Origin of the sequence: uncultured Winogradskyella sp., from assembly GCF_947498005.1 — a bacterium.
Lineage (GTDB): Bacteria > Bacteroidota > Bacteroidia > Flavobacteriales > Flavobacteriaceae > Winogradskyella.
Genome location: NZ_CANMIW010000006.1, coordinates 91,765 through 110,785 on the forward strand (window position 1 = coordinate 91,765; position 19,021 = coordinate 110,785).

At 33.3% G+C, this 19,021-nt stretch carries 16 protein-coding genes; 6 read left to right on the forward strand and 10 right to left on the reverse strand.

Annotation, left to right across the window (positions count from 1 at the left end; genetic code table 11):
- Positions 1–52: 52 nt before the first annotated feature.
- From Q0891_RS11970 to mraZ, 8 genes are all read right to left on the reverse strand, one after another.
- The gene (locus Q0891_RS11970) at positions 53–1,243 is read right to left on the reverse strand and encodes an FtsW/RodA/SpoVE family cell cycle protein (RefSeq protein WP_299101886.1); all 1,191 of its coding nucleotides are present in this window, start codon (positions 1,241–1,243) and stop codon (positions 53–55) included.
- Between the two features lie 84 nt (positions 1,244–1,327).
- A complete protein-coding gene (gene murD / locus Q0891_RS11975) occupies positions 1,328–2,725 on the reverse strand; it encodes a UDP-N-acetylmuramoyl-L-alanine--D-glutamate ligase (RefSeq protein ID WP_299101888.1) in 1,398 nt (465 codons plus the stop codon).
- A 94-nt stretch (positions 2,726–2,819) separates the two neighbouring features.
- Positions 2,820–4,061, reverse strand: coding sequence for a phospho-N-acetylmuramoyl-pentapeptide-transferase (gene mraY, locus Q0891_RS11980; protein WP_299101891.1), 1,242 nt, complete (start codon positions 4,059–4,061; stop codon positions 2,820–2,822).
- Positions 4,062–4,074: 13 nt separating this feature from the next.
- Positions 4,075–5,535: a UDP-N-acetylmuramoyl-L-alanyl-D-glutamate--2,6-diaminopimelate ligase gene (locus Q0891_RS11985; RefSeq protein ID WP_299101893.1), complete on the reverse strand. Its 1,461-nt coding sequence runs from the start codon at positions 5,533–5,535 to the stop codon at positions 4,075–4,077.
- Positions 5,532–7,544 carry a penicillin-binding protein gene (locus Q0891_RS11990; RefSeq protein WP_299101895.1) on the reverse strand — a complete coding sequence of 671 codons (2,013 nt, stop codon included), beginning with the start codon at positions 7,542–7,544 and terminating at the stop codon, positions 5,532–5,534. The genes Q0891_RS11985 and Q0891_RS11990 overlap by 4 nt, the downstream gene beginning before the upstream one ends.
- Before the next feature lie 10 nt (positions 7,545–7,554).
- A complete protein-coding gene (locus Q0891_RS11995; RefSeq protein ID WP_173299361.1) occupies positions 7,555–7,878 on the reverse strand; it encodes an FtsL-like putative cell division protein in 324 nt (107 codons plus the stop codon).
- 28 nt (positions 7,879–7,906) lie between these two features.
- Entirely contained in the window at positions 7,907–8,803 is an 897-nt protein-coding gene (rsmH, locus tag Q0891_RS12000; protein WP_299101897.1) for a 16S rRNA (cytosine(1402)-N(4))-methyltransferase RsmH, read from the reverse strand.
- Positions 8,790–9,260, reverse strand: a complete 471-nt coding sequence (gene mraZ / locus Q0891_RS12005; RefSeq protein ID WP_299101899.1) for a division/cell wall cluster transcriptional repressor MraZ — start codon at positions 9,258–9,260, stop codon at positions 8,790–8,792. Before mraZ ends, rsmH begins: the two co-directional genes overlap by 14 nt.
- A gap of 283 nt (positions 9,261–9,543) precedes the next feature.
- Here mraZ and Q0891_RS12010 point away from each other — a divergent pair, with 283 nt between their 5' ends.
- Positions 9,544–10,308 carry an alpha/beta hydrolase gene (locus Q0891_RS12010; protein WP_299101901.1) on the forward strand — a complete coding sequence of 255 codons (765 nt, stop codon included), beginning with the start codon at positions 9,544–9,546 and terminating at the stop codon, positions 10,306–10,308.
- Positions 10,309–10,415: 107 nt separating this feature from the next.
- The gene (gene yihA, locus Q0891_RS12015) at positions 10,416–11,030 is read left to right on the forward strand and encodes a ribosome biogenesis GTP-binding protein YihA/YsxC (RefSeq protein ID WP_299101903.1); all 615 of its coding nucleotides are present in this window, start codon (positions 10,416–10,418) and stop codon (positions 11,028–11,030) included.
- Here the strand turns inward: yihA and Q0891_RS12020 are convergent.
- Together Q0891_RS12020 and Q0891_RS12025 are read right to left on the reverse strand one after the other, a co-directional pair.
- Positions 11,027–12,121 carry an ABC transporter permease gene (locus tag Q0891_RS12020; protein ID WP_299101906.1) on the reverse strand — a complete coding sequence of 365 codons (1,095 nt, stop codon included), beginning with the start codon at positions 12,119–12,121 and terminating at the stop codon, positions 11,027–11,029. The two genes, yihA and Q0891_RS12020, sit on opposite strands and share 4 nt — an antisense overlap.
- A 64-nt stretch (positions 12,122–12,185) precedes the next feature.
- Positions 12,186–14,327 carry a carboxy terminal-processing peptidase gene (locus tag Q0891_RS12025; protein WP_299101908.1) on the reverse strand — a complete coding sequence of 714 codons (2,142 nt, stop codon included), beginning with the start codon at positions 14,325–14,327 and terminating at the stop codon, positions 12,186–12,188.
- Between the two features lie 172 nt (positions 14,328–14,499).
- On the opposite strand from Q0891_RS12025, the gene surE reads away from it, so the two are divergent.
- From surE to Q0891_RS12045, 4 genes are read left to right on the forward strand one after another with little or no spacing between them, the layout of a single operon-like run.
- Positions 14,500–15,273 (forward strand): 5'/3'-nucleotidase SurE, encoded by a 774-nt coding sequence (gene surE / locus Q0891_RS12030; protein WP_299101910.1) that lies wholly within the window; start codon positions 14,500–14,502, stop codon positions 15,271–15,273.
- A 39-nt stretch (positions 15,274–15,312) separates the two neighbouring features.
- Positions 15,313–16,428, forward strand: coding sequence for a lipid-A-disaccharide synthase (gene lpxB / locus Q0891_RS12035; RefSeq protein ID WP_299101912.1), 1,116 nt, complete (start codon positions 15,313–15,315; stop codon positions 16,426–16,428).
- Positions 16,429–16,445: 17 nt separating this feature from the next.
- Complete coding sequence (locus Q0891_RS12040; RefSeq protein ID WP_299101914.1) at positions 16,446–16,955, forward strand: C40 family peptidase; 510 nt, start codon at positions 16,446–16,448, stop codon at positions 16,953–16,955.
- A gap of 32 nt (positions 16,956–16,987) precedes the next feature.
- On the forward strand, positions 16,988–19,018 hold the full coding sequence (locus Q0891_RS12045; protein ID WP_299101916.1) for a ComEC/Rec2 family competence protein: 2,031 nt from the start codon (positions 16,988–16,990) through the stop codon (positions 19,016–19,018).
- Positions 19,019–19,021: the final 3 nt, after the last annotated feature.

Genomic DNA, 19,021 nt, shown 5'->3' on the forward strand with positions numbered 1-19,021 from the left:
TTGTCTTATTTCTTTATTCTTAACTCTCTTTACTAACCTCTTTTCTGTGTATCTAAATCGCTTCGCTTAAAATGGCTAATGGATTATCTTCTGCTTCTTCTTGTTCTTTTAGCTCTTCGCGTTTAGCACTAACACTAAGAATAATTCCAATTGCCATACAGGTCATCCAAATTGATGTTCCACCACTACTAATTAATGGCAAGGTCTGACCAGTTACTGGGAATAACTCCACAGCAACTGCCATATTAATTAAGGCTTGAAAAACGATTGGCAACCCAACACCTAAGACTAATAATTGTCCGAATATGGTATCAGACTTATGGCTTACAACCACTATTCTAAATAAAAACCATAAATATAAAACGAGAATAAACACACCTCCCAACAAACCATATTCTTCAATAATAATAGCAAAAATAAAATCAGACGATGACTGCGGTAAAAAATTCTTTTGAATACTTTTTCCTGGTCCTAACCCTCTAATTTCGCCTGTTGCAATAGCAATTTTTGCTTTTTCAATTTGGTAATCCGCTTCCGTGTCTTCTCCGTTTGTAAAATTTTCAATTCTACTCATCCACGTGTCTACTCTATTTGGCATAGCTTCCGGGAATGCTTTTGCTACCAATATAAAAATAGTTAAGGCTGCAATACCAGATACTATCATTAACGCCAAATATTTTAATGGATAACCACCAATAAATGCCAACATCATAATCATTGTAAATATGATTGCTGTTGTTGAAAAATTAGCAGGAAGTATTAAAATTAGAATCAGAAAGATTGGTGTCCAAAGTGGTAAAATAGTTTCCTTAAATTTAATCTCTTTGTCTCTTATTTTAGACAAATATCTTGCCACATACACCATCAATACCACAGAGGCTAACGTTGATGTTTGAAAAGACATATTCACTATAGGAATCTGAATCCAACGACTTGCATTTGCACCATCAATAGTAGTGCCTTGAAGCATTGTTATTAATAACAAAACAAAAACAATAGGAATCATTACCATAGACAAGCCACGGAAATATTTGTAAGGCACCTTATGTACCCCAAACATTATAACAAAGCCCAACAACAAGTGCATAAAATGTTTAACCAACAAGGAAAATGTATTGGTATGCCCAGCATTAGCTAAGTTACTTGCAGCACTATAAACAGGCATAAATGAGAATATAGCCAACAACGCGACTATAGCCCAAATGGCTTTATCTCCTTTTATTTGTTTGAATATGTTTTGCATTTTCCGCTTTGTCTTTCCTGCGTAGGCAGGAATCTAATTGTTTACCTTATTCTGGATTCCTGCGTTCGCAGGAATGACTACATTTTATAAATTTCTAACCGCATTTTTAAATTGACGACCTCTGTCTTCATAATTTTCGAACAAATCAAAACTAGCACACGCAGGCGACAACAACACATTATCTCCAGCATCAGCCAATTTGTATGCTATTTTCACAGCTTCACTCATATACTCCGTTTCAATAATAACATCGACCATTTTCCCAAATGCATCCATAAGCTTAGCATTATCTGTACCTAAACAAATAATCGCTTTTACTTTTTCATTTACAAACGGAAACAACTCTTTATAGTCGTTACCTTTATCTACGCCTCCAACAATCCAAACCGTTGGTGCATCCATACTTTCTAAAGCAAAATAAGTAGCATTTACATTCGTAGCTTTAGAGTCATTAATGTATTGCACCTTATTAATTTTTAGAACATTTTCTAAACGATGCTCTACACCCTGAAAATTCTCTAAACTCTCACGTATAGTTTGCTTTCTAATTTTAAGTAAATGTGCCACAGTAGAAGCTGCCATTGCATTCTTCACATTGTGTTTTCCTTCTAGTGCTAAATTTTCTGTTGGCATAGTGATTTTATTATTATCTATTGTTATTATTATATTGTTATTGTCTAAATATGCGCCTTGCTCCATAACTCGCGTTAATGAAAAAGGCAGTTTTTTTGATTGAATTTGATGCGTTTTCATGTATTCTAAAATAACGTCATCATCTGCATCGTAAATGAAATAATCATCTTCTGTTTGATTTTCTACCACTCTAAATTTTGAAGCGATATAGTTTTCAAACTTATAATCGTATCTATCTAAATGGTCCGGTGTGATATTCGTTAGAATCGCAATTTTTGGTTTAAAATCGATGATATCATCCAATTGAAAACTACTAATCTCCAACACGTAGTTCTCATGACTTTTTTCTAAAATTTGCTTCGCGAAACTGTCGCCAATATTTCCAGCTAAACCAACATCTAAATCTTGATGCAACAAATGATGTGTTAACGTTGCCGTTGTGGTTTTACCATTACTTCCTGTAATTGCAACCAAAGTTGCTTCTGTAAATTTTGAAGCAAATTCAATTTCTGAAACTACTGTAATACCAGCTTCACGAATCTGTTTTATCAAAGTCACTTTATCTGGAATACCAGGACTTTTCATGATGATGTGTGCATTCAGAATTTTTGATTCCGTATGTTGTTCATCTTCAAATTCAATCTCATTATTTAAAAGAACGTCTTTATACTTGTCTTTAATTTTCCCTTTATCGGATACAAAAACCTCGTAACCTTTTGCCTTTCCTAAAAGCGCTGTTCCTACGCCACTTTCTCCTCCACCAAGAATTACTAATCGAAGCCCCTTCCTGAATTCTTCCCCAGAAGGGAAGGACTTCTTACTCTGCTGGTTATTTGTTGCTTCGTTCATTACTTTCCTTTTTGTCATACCTGCGTAGGCAGGAATCTACTTTTATTCTACTCTGTATTGTGGATTCCTGCCTACGCAGGAATGACAAACTCATCTATCTAATTTTCAAGGTCACTATAGTAATTATCGCAAGTAAGATTCCTACAATCCAAAACCGCGTCACGATTTTACTCTCGTGATAACCTGATTTTTGATAGTGATGATGTAAAGGCGACATTTTAAAAATGCGTCGTCCTTCTCCAAATTTCTTTCTTGTGTATTTAAAATAACTGACTTGCAAAATGACTGATAAATTCTCTGCTAAGAATATGCCACATAGAATAGGAATTAACCATTCCTTTCTAACCGCAATAGCAATAACCGCAATAATTCCTCCTATCGTTAAACTCCCAGTATCTCCCATAAACACTTGTGCTGGATAGGTGTTATACCAAAGAAAACCAACCAATGCACCAACAAAGGCTGCAATGTAAATTGTGATTTCCTCAGCTCTTGGGATGTACATAATATCTAAGTAACCAGAAAAAACGATGTTACTAGAGACCCAAGCAAAAATCCCTAAAGTCAATACAATTATGGCCGAAGTTCCTGCTGCGAGTCCATCTATTCCATCTGTTAGATTTGCACCATTAGATACTGCTGTGATAATAATAATGCTAACCAAAATAAATACTAGCCACGTATATTTTTCTAAACTTGGACTTATCCATGTGATTAAATCTGAATAATCAAACTCATTGTCTTTTAAAAAAGGAATCGTTGTTTTTGTTGATTTCTCTTCTGCCTTAAACAACTTAGTTGCTTGCACGTTTGGGTTCTCAGCCCTAATTTCATTTTGTTGCGCAATTGGCAACTTCTCCTTTAAGGTCACATCTTGATGAAAGAATAAGGTGGCTCCAACTATGATCCCTAATCCAACCTGACCCAAAACTTTAAATTTCCCTTTTAAGCCATCTTTATCATTTTTGAATTTCTTGATATAATCATCAATAAACCCAATGGTTCCCATCCATAGCGTAGTAACGATTAAAAGGATGATATAAATATTTTCAAGCTTCGCTAACAACAATACAGGAATCAAAGTCGCTAGAATAATGATGATTCCACCCATGGTTGGTGTACCAGCTTTCTCAACTTGCCCTTCTAGACCTAAATCTCTAATAGTTTCGCCTACTTGCTGTCTTTGTAAAAAACGAATAATACGCTTACCAAAAATTGTAGAAATCAACAACGACAATATAATTGCCACAGCCGCTCTAAAGGTTATGAACCCAAAAAGTGACGCTCCTGGTAATTGGAACTGTTGTTCTAAATATTCGAATAAGTAATACAGCATTATTGGTTGTTGTTTATTGTAATTGTTTCAAATAGTCTTGAACGATTTTATAATCATCAAAATCAAAGCGTTCGCCTTTAATTTCTTGGTAATTCTCATGGCCTTTTCCAGCGATGAGAATAATATCTTTTGGTCCTGCCAATTGGCAAGCTGTTTTAATGGCTTGTTTTCTATTGGTTATAGACAATGTCTTCTTAAAATTTTGAGGCTCTACGCCTTTTTCCATATCTTCTATAATCGTTTCTGGCACTTCGCTACGTGGATTATCACTTGTAAAGATGGCTTTTGTACTTAAAGCCGAAGCGATATGCGCCATTTTTGGTCGCTTGGTTTTATCCCTATCGCCTCCACAACCTATAACCGTAATTAATTCTTCGTTTTTAGTTCTGATATCGTTTATGGTCTGCAATACGTTTTTTAAAGCATCTGGTGTGTGTGCATAATCTACAATCGCTGTAATTTTTTCATCTGAAATAAAATATTGAAAGCGTCCTGCTACGTTTTCAAGCTCACTAATCAATCTTAAAATTTCATCTTTTTCTAAGCCTAATAATTCGGCGGTTCCGTAAATAGCCAGAATATTGTAGGCGTTAAAACTTCCTATTAAACGTGTCCATAATTCGCTATCATTCAACTTTAATAACAAACCACTGAATTCATTTTCTAAAATCTGAGCTCTATAATCCGCATAGTTTTTTAAAGCGTAAGTATATTTTTTGGCTTGCGTATTTTGAAACATAACCAAACCATTCTTATCATCGATATTAGATAATGCAAAGGCTTCCTTTGGCAATTGGTCAAAGAATTTTTTCTTTACATCTCTGTACTCAGCAAACGTTTCGTGATAATCTAAATGGTCGTGAGAGAGGTTAGTAAAAATACCACCTTCAAACTTTAAGCCTTCGGTTCTACTTTGATGAATACCGTGAGAACTAACTTCCATGAAGCAAAATTCTACACCTTCATCATTCATTAGCTGTAAATATTTATTGATAGTTAAAGAATCTGGCGTGGTATGCGTCGCTTTATACGTGGTATTATCCACCATAATTTTCACTGTAGACAATAAGCCAACTTTATATCCTGCTTTTTTAAATAGTTGATACAGTAAACTTGATACCGTTGTCTTACCATTTGTCCCTGTAACACCAACTAGTTTTAAATTTTCAGATGGTTGACCATAGAAATTATTAGCCATAAAAGCCATCGCCTGATTAGAGTTTGCTACCTCTATATATGTGATGTCATCTTGAAGGTTTTCAGGCAATGTTTCACAAATAATGGCTGTTGCTCCATCTTTAATCGCTCTTTCTATATAATTATGACCATCTGTAATCGTCCCAGAAATAGCCACAAAAACATCATTCGTTTTTATTTGACGCGAATCGAATTCAATTTTGCTAACCGTAATGCTTGTACTACCAACCACTGCGTTTATTGTAACCTTGTATAATATGTCTTTTAATACCATCATGATGCTTCTAAAATGATGGTTTGGTTAGACTCTAATTTCTGATGTTTCTCAACAGACTGTTTCTTTACAATACCACTGCCTGTTAATTTTACGCGCACATCTACTTGTAAGTTTTCTAACAACGCAATCGCATCCATTGCTGGCATACCGACTACGCTTGGCATTAGTTCCTTATATTTTTGAGCGTTATCGTAATAACTTTCAAAATCTTTATTAACTATATTATTTTTGAAATCGAGGGTCTCAATTTCATCTATAATTGGTGTATCTGTATAAATTTTTTGAGCAATTCTCTTAAAAACAGGACCAGAAACATCTGCTCCATAATAACCCACTTTTGTACTTGGTTTATGTATAACCACAATGCAAGAATACTTTGGGTTATCTGCAGGAAAATATCCAGCAAAAGACGATACGTATTTTTTGTCTTTGTACCATTTTTCTAAATCAGCATAATCCGTTCTCGCTGTTCCGGTTTTACCTGCCATAGAAAATGTTTCAGAATACATACGCTTTCCTGTACCACGAATTACCACGTTTTTCAATATATCTTGAACTTCAGACAAGGTTTTATCTGAGCATATTTTATCGATGATAACTTCTTTTTCAAACTCTTCAATATCCTTATCAAAAGACTTAACCGATTTAATAAAACGTGGCTTTATCATTTCGCCATCATTTGCAATCGCATTGTAAAACGTTAATGTTTGCAAAGGCGTAATCGTTAAATTATAGCCATACGCAATAGAAGGCAATGCGTTTCTACTCCAGTTTGAAGCTCCAGGTTCTGGAATATCTGGTATTCCCTCTCCCATTATTGAAATATTAAGAGAATCATTTAGCTTCCAACCTTTTAAATGGTCAATAAATTTTTGTGGTTGTTTAGCATAATTATCATCTATAATTGACGCCAAACCAATATTAGATGACACCTCCAATGCACGAGCTGCAGAAATTTCGCCATAACCACTACCAGAATCCGTAATAACACGACCGTAAAATTTCTTTCTTCCTTTCTTTGTATCTACAACTGTTGATGTGTCGATTACTTTATCTTCTAAAGCTGCCATCATCGCCATAACTTTAAATGTAGAACCTGGCTCATGAGCTTCATAAACCGCATAGTTTCTTTTTTCGTAATAGGTGCCTTTTGAAGTTTTAGCCAAGTTAGCAATAGCTTTAACTTCGCCAGTTTTAACATCCATAACAACAACACAACCGTGTTCTGCTTCGTATAACTCTAATTGCTTTAACAACGAATGATGTGCAATATCTTGAATATTAACATCTATAGTTGTGTACACATCATAGCCATCTTTTGGCTCTACTTGGTCGTAATCTGCAATAGGTTTCCATTGGCCATTTCCTATTCTTTGCTTACGACGCTTACCATTCGTTCCTCTTAAATATTTAACACCAAAAGCACCATCAATACCTGCTCTACTTACATTGCCATCTTCATCAAATCGTTCATAACCAATAGAACGCGACGCAACGCCTCCCATTGGATGCTCTCGTCTAGTAGTTTGTTCTACAATTAAACCACCTTTAATCGCTCCGAGATTTAAGAGAGGAAAATTTCGCATTCTTATATAATCTGAATAGCTAATGTTTCGAGCTAAAAGGAAATATCTGTTTTTGTTTTTTCGTGCTTTGCGAATGATATTTTTATAATATGAAGCAGGTTTTCCTTTATAAACATGAAGCGAATCTGCCAAAGCACCAATATACTTTTCGAAAGTGGCTGGTTTTGCCTGAATAGCATCAATCCTAATATCATATTTAGGAATAGATGTTGCTAACAAACTACCATCTGCAGAATATACATTACCACGATTTGCAGGAATATCGAAATCCTCAAGTGTTCTTTTCTCAGCAAGCGCTCTGTATTCGTCTCCTTGAACAAATTGAATATTCACAAGTTTAAACACCACAGCAATCGCGAACACAAGCAAGCAGCCTGCCACGAAATATAATCTGTGTAATATGTTTTTCTCTGTTATTGCCAAAGTTTGTTTATTATTGCTCTTGTTGCGACTTTACTATTATTTTTGTTGGTGGGTTTAAGGAAATCCCAATTCCTTTTGCTTTCATTTCTACCTCTACAAAAGATTCTTTTTTAAGCTGCATTAGCTTCCCTCTTTTATCTACAAATGCAGAACGTAATTCTTTTACCTCATTGGTTAATTTTGCAATTTCATAAACCTTCTGGTCCGCCTTATGAGAACTAGCAATCATTATTATAGCTAAGACAGAAATTAAAATGATGATACGCCAATTTTTAAACGAATCATCACTGATTAGAAATTTCCCTCTTAGTATGTGATAAATATTTTTTCTCATTTTTACTTCCTACAAAGGCAGGAAACTTTTATAATTTTTTCGCAATTCGAAGCTTAGCACTTCTTGCTCTATTATTTGTTTTTATTTCTTCTTTTGAAGGAATTATTAATCCGCCAACCTTTTTTAGAGGCACTTCAAAATTCCCAAACACATCACGCTCTGGCTCGCCTTCAAAAAGTCCGTTTCTAATAAATCGTTTTACTAACCTATCTTCTAAAGAATGGTATGATATAAAACTTAAGCGACCATCTGGTTTTAAAATTTCTGGTGTTTGAAGCAGTAATTCTTTTAAGACTTCAATTTCTTGATTTACTTCAATTCTTATCGCCTGATAAATCTGAGCCAAGACTTTATTCTCTTTTTGATGGTTTAGAAATTTCTTTAAAACCGTTTTTAACTGTTCACTGGTTTTAATAGCTCCTTCTTTTCTAGCTTCGACAATTACTCTCGCCATAGCAGGCGCTTGCCTTAATTCACCATATTGCAAAAGCACAGTTTTAATTTGCTCTTCTTCGTAATCATTAATGACTTCAAAAGCCGAAAGCTGATTATCTTGATTCATTCGCATATCTAAATCTGCCTCGAACCTTGTAGAAAAACCACGTTCCGCAACATCAAATTGATGAGATGATACACCGAAATCAGCTAAAACACCATCAACTTCTTTTACACCATAAAACCTTAAAAATCGTTTGATGTATCTAAAATTCTCATTAATGAGCACAAAACGGTCGTCATCAATAGTATTTTCTAGTGCATCTTTATCTTGGTCAAAAGCGTATAATCTTCCGTTAGACCCTAAACGTGATAAGATTTCACGACTATGACCTCCGCCACCAAACGTAACATCTACATAAACGCCATCTGGCTTAATTTCTAAACCATCTACGGTTTCCTTAAGTAAAACTGCATTATGATAATCCATTTTCTTCATCGTCTTGTCCCATTACCTCTTCGGCTAAATCAGCAAAATCTGAAGCCGCATCATCAATAGCCTGTTCGTATTTATCTTTATCCCAAATTTCAAGAATATTCACAGCAGATGCCAAAACCACTTGCTTACTTATCCCTGAAAAACTGATTAAATCTTTCGGAATTAATAATCGCCCAGTACTATCTACCTCAACAATTTTAACACCAGCCGTAAAGCGTCGAATAAAATCATTGTTCTTTTTCTTAAAGCGGTTTAGCTTGTTAATCTTCTCCATCATTTTGTTCCATTCAGACATAGGATACAACTCTAAACACGGCTGAAAAACGGCACGCTTCAACACAAAACCATCTTGCAATGCTGATGACAACTGCTTTTTGAGGACAGCAGGTATCATTAGCCTTCCTTTGGCATCAGCTTTACATTCGTATGTTCCTATAAATGAATTCAAAAGGTTTCGTTTACCACTTTAACGATTAAGAATCAAAGATATTGAAAATTTCACCACATTTTACCACAATCTACCACATTTGTTGATAAGTTTTTGATTAATAAATATTTCATTTATAACAACCTTAATGAATTCGACTTTTGACAAAGCATTAACAAGTGGGAATTATTAACAATTCTCATTCTTGAAGTATTTGAATAAAAAATCGATATTTTTTGCATATTATTTTTATTCTAAAGGATTTGGTTATATTTGTTTTTAACACATAACCACTAACTTGTACATGGCACACCTTTTAAAAAAAGAAAAGGATTATAGATATATCGAAGTAGGAGAAGGCACACCAATTATTGTGTTACACGGATTAATGGGTGGACTTAGTAATTTTGATGCTGTTACAGAACACTTTAGTAAAAAGGGTTATAAAGTTATTATTCCTGAATTACCTATTTACACCATGTCGTTAATTAAAACTAACGTCAAAAGTTTCGCCAATTATCTTAAATCATTTATTGAGTTTAAAGGATTGGACGAGGTTATTTTACTCGGAAATTCACTAGGTGGACACATTGGACTATACTATACAAAACTGAACCCTAACAAGGTTAAAGCACTTATCATAACCGGAAGTTCTGGATTATATGAGAGCGCAATGGGTGGAGGCTACACAAAAAGAAGCGATTACGAAGTTATAAAAAAGAAAGCGCAAGACGTATTTTACGATCCTGCTGTTGCCACAAAGGAAATTGTTGATGAAGTTTACGAAACTGTAAATGACCGAAACAAATTGATTAAAACTTTAGCTATTGCTAAAAGTGCAATTAGACATAACATGGCAAAAGATTTACCTAAAATGAATACACCTGTTTGTATTATTTGGGGAAAGAATGATAATGTTACACCTCCTGAAGTTGCAGTTGAATTTGATGAATTATTACCAGATTCTGAATTATTTTGGATTGATAAATGTGGCCATGCAGCTATGATGGAACATCCTGAAGAATTTAATACTATTTTGAATGGGTGGTTGAAAAAACGTGGATTTTAAAGTCCATGCTTAATTCGTGCTAACAAGTAGAGTAATACACTTGACAAAATATCTTCAATAAAAATAAAGTATAACCAAAAAAGATTCCAGCTTTCGCCGGAAGTTCTATGAAAATAAAATCAGCCGAATTTGTAGTTAGTAATTCTGAAGTAGAAAAGTGTCCTAAAAACCAACTACCAGAATATGCCTTTATTGGTCGAAGTAATGTTGGAAAATCTTCATTGATTAATATGCTTACTGACCGTAAGAGTTTAGCTAAAACATCAGGACGACCAGGAAAAACACAACTGATTAACCATTTTTTAATTAATAAAAATTGGTACTTGGTAGATTTACCAGGTTATGGCTATGCACGTGTTTCTAAGTCATCCAAGAAGAAATTTCAAAAATTTATTACAAATTATTTTGAGCAAAGACAGCAACTCGTTTCTGCTTTTGTTTTAGTTGATATAAGACATAAACCTCAGCCAATAGATTTAGAATTTATGCAGTATTTAGGAGAAAGTGGAATTCCTTTTGGTATCATCTTCACTAAAGCAGATAAGTTAAAACCATTAGCGATTGAACGCCATGTAAACGACTATTGCGAAGAACTACTTAAAACATGGGAAGAATTACCACCATATTTTGTCACTTCTTCTTCAAAAAACATTGGGCAAGAGGATGTTTTAGGTTTTATAGGTGGTACTAATGATGAGATAGAACAACTTAAGTCGCATTAAGTTTTTACATCTAAGGCATCTCTTAAAGCATTACCTACCAGCATAAAAGCCATTACCAATAACATAATACAAAGGCCTGGAATTAAAGCCAAGTAAGGCTTACCCAAGATAATATAGTTGTAATGGTCTTTTATCATTGCGCCCCAACTAGCCATTGGTGGCTGTGCTCCAATTCCTAAAAAACTCAATCCACTTTCTATTAAAATAGCTGCCGCAAAATTAGCCGCAGAAATCACAATTAAAGGCCCAAATATATTAGGCAAAATATGTTTAGTTATGATTCTGTAGTCATTATACCCTAATGCTTTTGCTGCCGTAACATATTGCATTTCCTTAGCACTAATAATTTGTCCTCGCACTACTCTAGCCACTTCAACCCACATGGTTAAACCAACAGCAATAAAGACTTGCCAAAATCCTTTACCTAATGCTAAGGTTATAGCAATAACTAATAATAGAGTCGGAATTGACCATGTAATGTTAATAATCCACATAATAAGCGCATCTACCTTACCTCCATAATAACCAGCTAAACTTCCAAATAGAAGCCCAACGATTAATGAAATAAAAACAGCAACAAAACCAATAAAAAATGAAATCCTAGAACCGATTAATACCCGACTTAAATAATCCCTTCCATATTTATCAGTACCAAAAACAAAGCTTCTAGTTTCTATATATTCTTTATAATTAGACTTTGGAAATTTTGATACATCTATTTGCTTTTCAAAACCTTGCAATCCATCTGAAGCATATTCTACATACATCATTTTATCTCCATTGACACTATAAGACTGAATTGGAATTTCTGTATCTGTATTTGTTTTACCAAAGAATAATTTTGAAAAGAAATTTTGTTCTGATTCTATACCTGAAGGAATAGTCAACATTTGCACTTCAAATCCTGGCGATTTAGAATGAATAGACAAATGCATCTGGTTGGCATTCTTTGAAGCATCTGGCGCAAACAAATAGGCAAATATTGAAATGAATCCTATACAGGCAATAATTCCTAAACTAAAAACGCCCCAAAAGTTCTTTTTGAACTTTTGAAGCGCTAACCTTGATAATGAATTATTTTTATTTGCCATTTACATAACCTAATTTGTAATAACAATTACTACAATTGTTGCTTTACCTCAAAGGTATTATAAATTAATTCTTTACAGAATTTACAACTTCAGTTTTAATAGCGTATGCCATTTTTAAATCGTGAAGCACATTGATTGCTTCTTCCACATAAACATCTTTCGCTAAACTCTTATGCCAACGATCACGTTTTTCTTTCAATACAGAGTCTTCATCCATCAACTTAATTTCGTAAGGTAACGAACTAAATGTTAAATTTGTTTGATACTCAGATAACTTAGAAAATCGTTTTGCCTCTTCTTCATTGACTTCCATTTCTTTTTTGTAATCTTCATAATTTAAAGAATACGTTTCACGGTCTCTAATTTTCTTTACCCATTGTGCATTTGCATCAATAAGCTTTAACTGTTCATTATTAGCCATACGAGCCTTACTTTTATTGATGGTAGAATCATAATCAAAATAATTTTCCCAAACTTCGTATTCTGCCGCATCTATTTTATCCCAAGGTAACGGGTTTTCTTGATCCTTTTCTCCTATATCAATATATGAATAACGGTCCGGAACTACAACATCACTCTTGACGCCTTCTAACTGCGTAGAACCACCATTAATTCTATAAAATTTTTGAGTTGTAAATTTCAATGCTCCCATATCTCCATTGGTATTATTTCTTACCATGCGGTTGAGATCAAACACTGTCTGTACAGTGCCTTTTCCATAGGTTTGCTTACTTCCAATAACAATACCTCTTTTATAATCTTGCATTGCAGCAGCCAAAATTTCTGAAGCCGAAGCAGACAATTCATTTACAAGTATAACTAATGGACCATCCCATACAATCGATTTATCTTTATCTCTAAGTACTTCTTTTGCACTTCCTGTTTCTCTAACTTGTACAACAGGTCCTTCTTCAATAAATAAGCCAGCAATATCTACAACTGTTTGCAAAGAACCGCCTCCATTATTTCTTAAATCCATTACAAGACCTTCAACACCTTCTTCTTTTAATCTTAAAATTTCTTGTTTAATATCTGAGGCTGCATTTCGTTTGTTATAGTCTTCAAAATTAATGTAAAACTTAGGTAAATTTATTATCCCAAATTTCTTTCCATCTTTATCTACAGTTGAAGATTTAGCGTAAGTTTCTTCTAATTCCACTATATCTCGTTTTATTGAAATATCTTGAATTGTTCCATCCACCTTTTTCAAAGTTAAGGTTACAATGGTTCCTTTTGGGCCTTTTATAAATTTAATAGCATCATCTAAACGCATACCTACAACGTTTAAAGCTTCCTCTTCATCTTCTTGTTTTACTTTTAAAATTTGGTCTCCTACTTCTAATTCATTAGCTCGCCATGCTGGTCCTCCACTAATAATTTCATTAACCATTATACCATCAACCTTCTTTTGTAATCTCGCACCAATTCCCTCAAACTTACCAGAAATATCTCTATCAAAACGCTCTTTATCTTCTGGTGCGAAGTAAAACGTATGCGGATCAAATCCTTCTACAATTGCATTTATGTAAACAGAAAACCAATCTTCTCGTCGTCTATCTTCAATATAATCGTAGAGTTCATCTAATGATTTTTTTGTCGCTATCCTGGCATCAGATTCTAATACTTTTTCCGATTTCTTTGATTTAGATACTGACTCATCACTTTCTAAATCTAAAACTTGTTGAGCAATTGCATCATCATAATTTGCAATGGTAGAGAACTTAAGCTGCTGTCTCCAACGCTCATTCATCTCTTTCTTATTATTCACAAATACGAGTTTCTCATAATCCGCTGAATAACTTTCATCAATTGAAAAATCGAATGGCTTATCTAAAATATTTCCATAAATCTTTTTTGATTCCTCAATTCGCTGCAACAACCTGTTGTGCGTAAGGTTGAAAAATGTTAAATCGTAAGCTTTAATTTCATCATCAATTTTATCTCTATAAGCTTCAAATTCTTTGATGTCTGAAGCATAAAAATAACGTTTAAATGGATCTATATTATCTATATAGGCATCAAACACGTGTGAAGAAAAATCATCATTTATATCTTTAGGATCAAAATGTCCTTGATCTAACAAATAGGTTATCAATTGTATTAGTAATTTATCCTTATCTGGATCATCAAATTTTTTACTTGTAAAACTACATGAGGCAAATGCGATTAACAATGCAAGTAGTAAAAATTTATAATTCCCTCTCATTTTCTTTTTGTTTTAATTAATTCTTAATTAAGTAGGTGCTCAATTTTTCACTAAAATAGAAGAAAAAATCGTGCCATAAAAAATAGACGCACTAATTTTTTGTTAAACCTAATAATAACCGATTAACGGTAGCTTTTTATTATTTTTACAATTCATTAAAACTTTATGCCAAATGTCTAAACGCCCTTTAATATTAGTTACCAATGACGATGGTATAACTGCCCCTGGAATTAGAACCTTAATTTCAGTTATGAATACCATTGGTGACGTCGTTGTTGTGGCTCCTGATAGTCCTCAGAGCGCAATGGGACACGCCATTACAATTAATTCTACACTTCATATTGAAAAAGTGGTTATCGATGGTAAACAAACAGAATATAGTTGTTCTGGCACTCCTGCAGATTGTGTAAAAATCGCAGTTAATGAGATTTTAGACCGACGACCAGATATTTGTGTGTCTGGTATTAATCATGGTTCAAACTCATCTATAAACGTTATTTATTCTGGTACAATGAGTGCTGCTTTAGAAGCCGGAATTGAAGGTATACCAGCGATTGGTTTTTCGTTATTAGATTTTAATTGGAATGCCAATTTTGAACACACAAAATCCTTTATTAAAACAATCACTAATGAAGTATTAGAAAATGGTCTACCTGATGGCGTAGTTTTAAATGTAAATTTACCTAACCTTGAAAAAAAGGCTATTAAAGGCATTAAAATTTGCAGACAAGCTAAAGCAAATTGGAAAGAAGAATTTGACAAACGTACCAACCCAATGGGACGCGATTATTATTGGTTAACGGGAAAATTTGTAAATATGGATCAAGGCGAAGATACTGATGAATGGGCATTAGAGAACGGTTATGTCTCTGTAGTACCTGTTCATTTTGATTTAACTGCGCATCACACAATACAAAAATTAAATACCTGGAAACTCAATGGGTAATAGAACAAAAATACTTAATGTAAACATAGCTCTGAACTAATGAAGTACTATATCATTTCTGGGGAAGCTTCTGGTGATTTACATGGATCAAATCTCATGAAAGCATTGATTGAACGCGACGAGCAAGCTGAAATTAGATTTTGGGGAGGCGACCTTATGCAACAGGTTGGTGGAGAAATGGTAATGCATTATAAAGAGCGCCAATTTATGGGCTTTGCTGAAGTGATTTTGAACCTCAGAAAAGTCTTAGGCCATATTAAATTTTGCAAGTCTGATATTGAAAAATTTCAACCAGATGTTATTATTTTTATTGATAATTCTGGGTTTAACCTTAGAATTGCGAAATGGGCAAAAGCACTTAATTACAAAACTCATTATTATATTTCGCCTCAGGTTTGGGCTTCTAGAGCAAGTAGAGTGGAAAAAATAAAGCAAGATGTTGATGCTATGTATTGCATTCTACCTTTTGAAAAAGCATTTTATAAAAAATACGATTACGACGTCAATTTTGTTGGTCATCCATTAATTGATGCTATTGCGGATAGACCGCAAGTAAACGAGCAAAAATTTAGAGAAGAACATCAATTAAGCTCACAACCTATAATTGCATTATTACCTGGCAGTAGAAAGCAAGAAATCACAAAAATGCTAGGTGTAATGTTAAGTTTAGTAGATGACTTTAAAGGTTATCAATTCGTTATTGCAGGTGCACCAAGTCAAGATTATAATTTTTACAAAACTTTTATAAAGAAGAAAAACATTAAGTTTATTTCTAATAAAACATACGATTTATTGAGTCTCTCAACTGCTGCATTAGTAACTTCGGGCACTGCTACTTTAGAAACTGCATTATTTAAAGTACCGCAGGTCGTTTGCTATAAAGCAAGCTCCATTTCTTATCAAATTGCTAAACGAATAATTACGCTTAAATATATTTCACTAGTTAATTTAATTATGGATCGTGAAGTTGTAACTGAGTTAATACAAGGTGATTTAAATACTAAACGATTGAAGAATGAATTAACTACAATTCTAGATTCTAAAAAACGAGAGCAACTCTTTTTAGATTATTACGAATTAGAGCAAAAGCTTGGTGGTCGTGGTGCTAGTGAGAACACTGCTAAATTAATATATAACGCTATTAAAAACGATTGATACCGAAACTACTATAGATGAAAAAAATATTACCATTTATATTCTTGCTTTTTATAGTTTCTAGCTGTAAATCAAAAAAGGTTGCACCAAATAAAAAGAAACAAACACGCACTGTAAAGGTTAATACTACGAATAAACCAACAAAAGCTGCAGAATCTATTGTTAAATACGCACAAACTTTTAATGGCACACGCTACAAATATGGTGGTACTACAAAAAAAGGTATGGACTGTTCTGGTTTAATTTTTACAAGTTATAAAAAATACGATATTAATTTGCCAAGAACTACATCTGGACTAAAAAGCACTGGTGATTGGGTAGACTTAAAAGAAGTTAATGTTGGTGATTTAGTCTTTTTTGCGACTAAAAAGAATAGTAGAAGTGTCAACCACGTAGGCATTGTAACAAGAGTAAGAACTGGCAATGTGGAATTTATACATGCTTCTAGTAGTAAAGGTGTAATGACCTCTTCATTAGCAGAAAAGTATTGGTACTTCTCTTTTGTACAAGCTAGGCGCGTTTTGTAAAAACATTTTACATATCTTAGTAACTCATTATCATGAAGTTACTAAATTTTACATTTATAAAGCTAACCTTTTGTTTAGTCTTAGGTATAATTTTAGCCCACTACCTGAAGCCAAGCTTCAACGCAACTTTATATATTACAATTAGCTTAATTATCCTTGTTGGATTTTATTGGTACAAATTAAAATCTAAAATAAATCGTTCTCCTCTTTTTGGATGTCTCGCATTCCTTAGTATGATTGGTGTAGGAATGATATCGTATCAGCTGCAAGACGACACACTACGACCTCAGCATTACACACACTATAATTCTTCAGATAACTATAACAATGTAATTTTTAAAATTGAAGAGCGATTAAAACCAGACACTTACAATTTTAAATACATTGTAGCTATAAGCTCATTTAATAAAAAAGAAACTACAGGGCGATTATTAATAAATATTAGGCGTAATAGTTTAGTGAAACAATACAATGTAGATGATGTTTTGTATGCATCTTTAAAACTTCAACCTATTCAAAAACCATTAAACCCATTTCAGTTTGATTATAGTAATTACTTAGAGTTAAAGCAGGTTTATCATCAAGTTTATCTTAATCATTCAAACATCCTTCCGCTCTCTAGCGATAAGTCTACAATCTATGGATATGCAGACCAATTAAGAACTAAAATCAACAGAAAACTAATAATAGCAGGATTTAAAGGCGATGCACTCAGTATTATGAATGCATTATTACTTGGTCAGCGACAAACCATTGACAAAACTGTTTATAATAATTATGTTAACTCTGGAACTATTCATATTCTGGCTGTATCTGGATTGCATGTTGGAATCATTTTATGGATCTTGAATTTTATTTTTAGTCCACTACTTTACCTAAAACACGGCCACTTTTTAAGGCCATTTATTTTAGTCATTATATTGTGGTGTTTTGCCGTTATCGCAGGTTTATCGCCTTCGGTTACAAGAGCCGTTACAATGTTCAGTATCATTAGCATTGCTATGCATCTCAAACGACCAACCAACATCTACAACACCTTAGTTCTTTCAGCATTTGTAATTTTATTATTTAAGCCTACTTTTTTGTTTTCAGTTGGTTTTCAAATGAGCTACTTAGCCGTATTAGGTATCGTTAGCATACAGCCATTTATCTATAAAATTTGGCAACCAAAATATATAATAACAGATAAATTGTGGCAAATTTTCACAGTTACGCTAGCTGCACAAATTGGTGTAGTCCCTATTAGTTTATTTTATTTTCATCAATTTCCTGGTCTATTTTTCATCTCTAATATGGTTATTATTCCATTTTTGGGGTTAATCCTTGGGTTTGGTCTGCTAATTATTTTACTAGCATTAATTGATTTATTACCTCAGCCCTTTGTTACGACTTACAGTTATATTATTGATAGTTTAAATAGTTTTATAGCTTGGGTTGCTCAATTCGAAAACTTCTTGTTTAGAGATATTCCCTTTACTTTAATTCAAGTTATCACAACCTATCTGATAATTCTAGCATTGATTCAAGTTTACAAAACAAGAAAATATAAATGGGTTGTGCTAAGTTTAATAGGTATAATGGGGTTTCAATTTTTGAATTTTTATAATAAACATAAAACTCAAACTAGTGAATTTGTAATTTTTAATAAAAGTAGATTTACCATTATAGGAGAAAAATTTAATGACGAATTGAGGTTGTTTCATAATTTAGATTCTACTAAACTACAATCTGATTATGTGATAAAGAATTATAAAGTAGGCCAATCCATCACTAAAATTGAAACTAATAATCTTAAGACAGTGTATCAGTTTAAAAATAAAACCATCTTAATTATAGATAGCTTAGCCGTTTATAAACGCCTAACGTTTAAACCAAACTATATTGTACTAAGAAATTCTCCTAAACTAAACTTAAATAGACTCATAGACAGTTTACAACCTCAAAAAATAATTGCAGATGCTAGTAATTACAAATCTTATCTTAAACGTTGGAAAGAAACTTGCTTGCATAAAAAAATCCCTTTTCATCAAACCAATGAAAAGGGAGCTTTTATAATTAAATAAGTC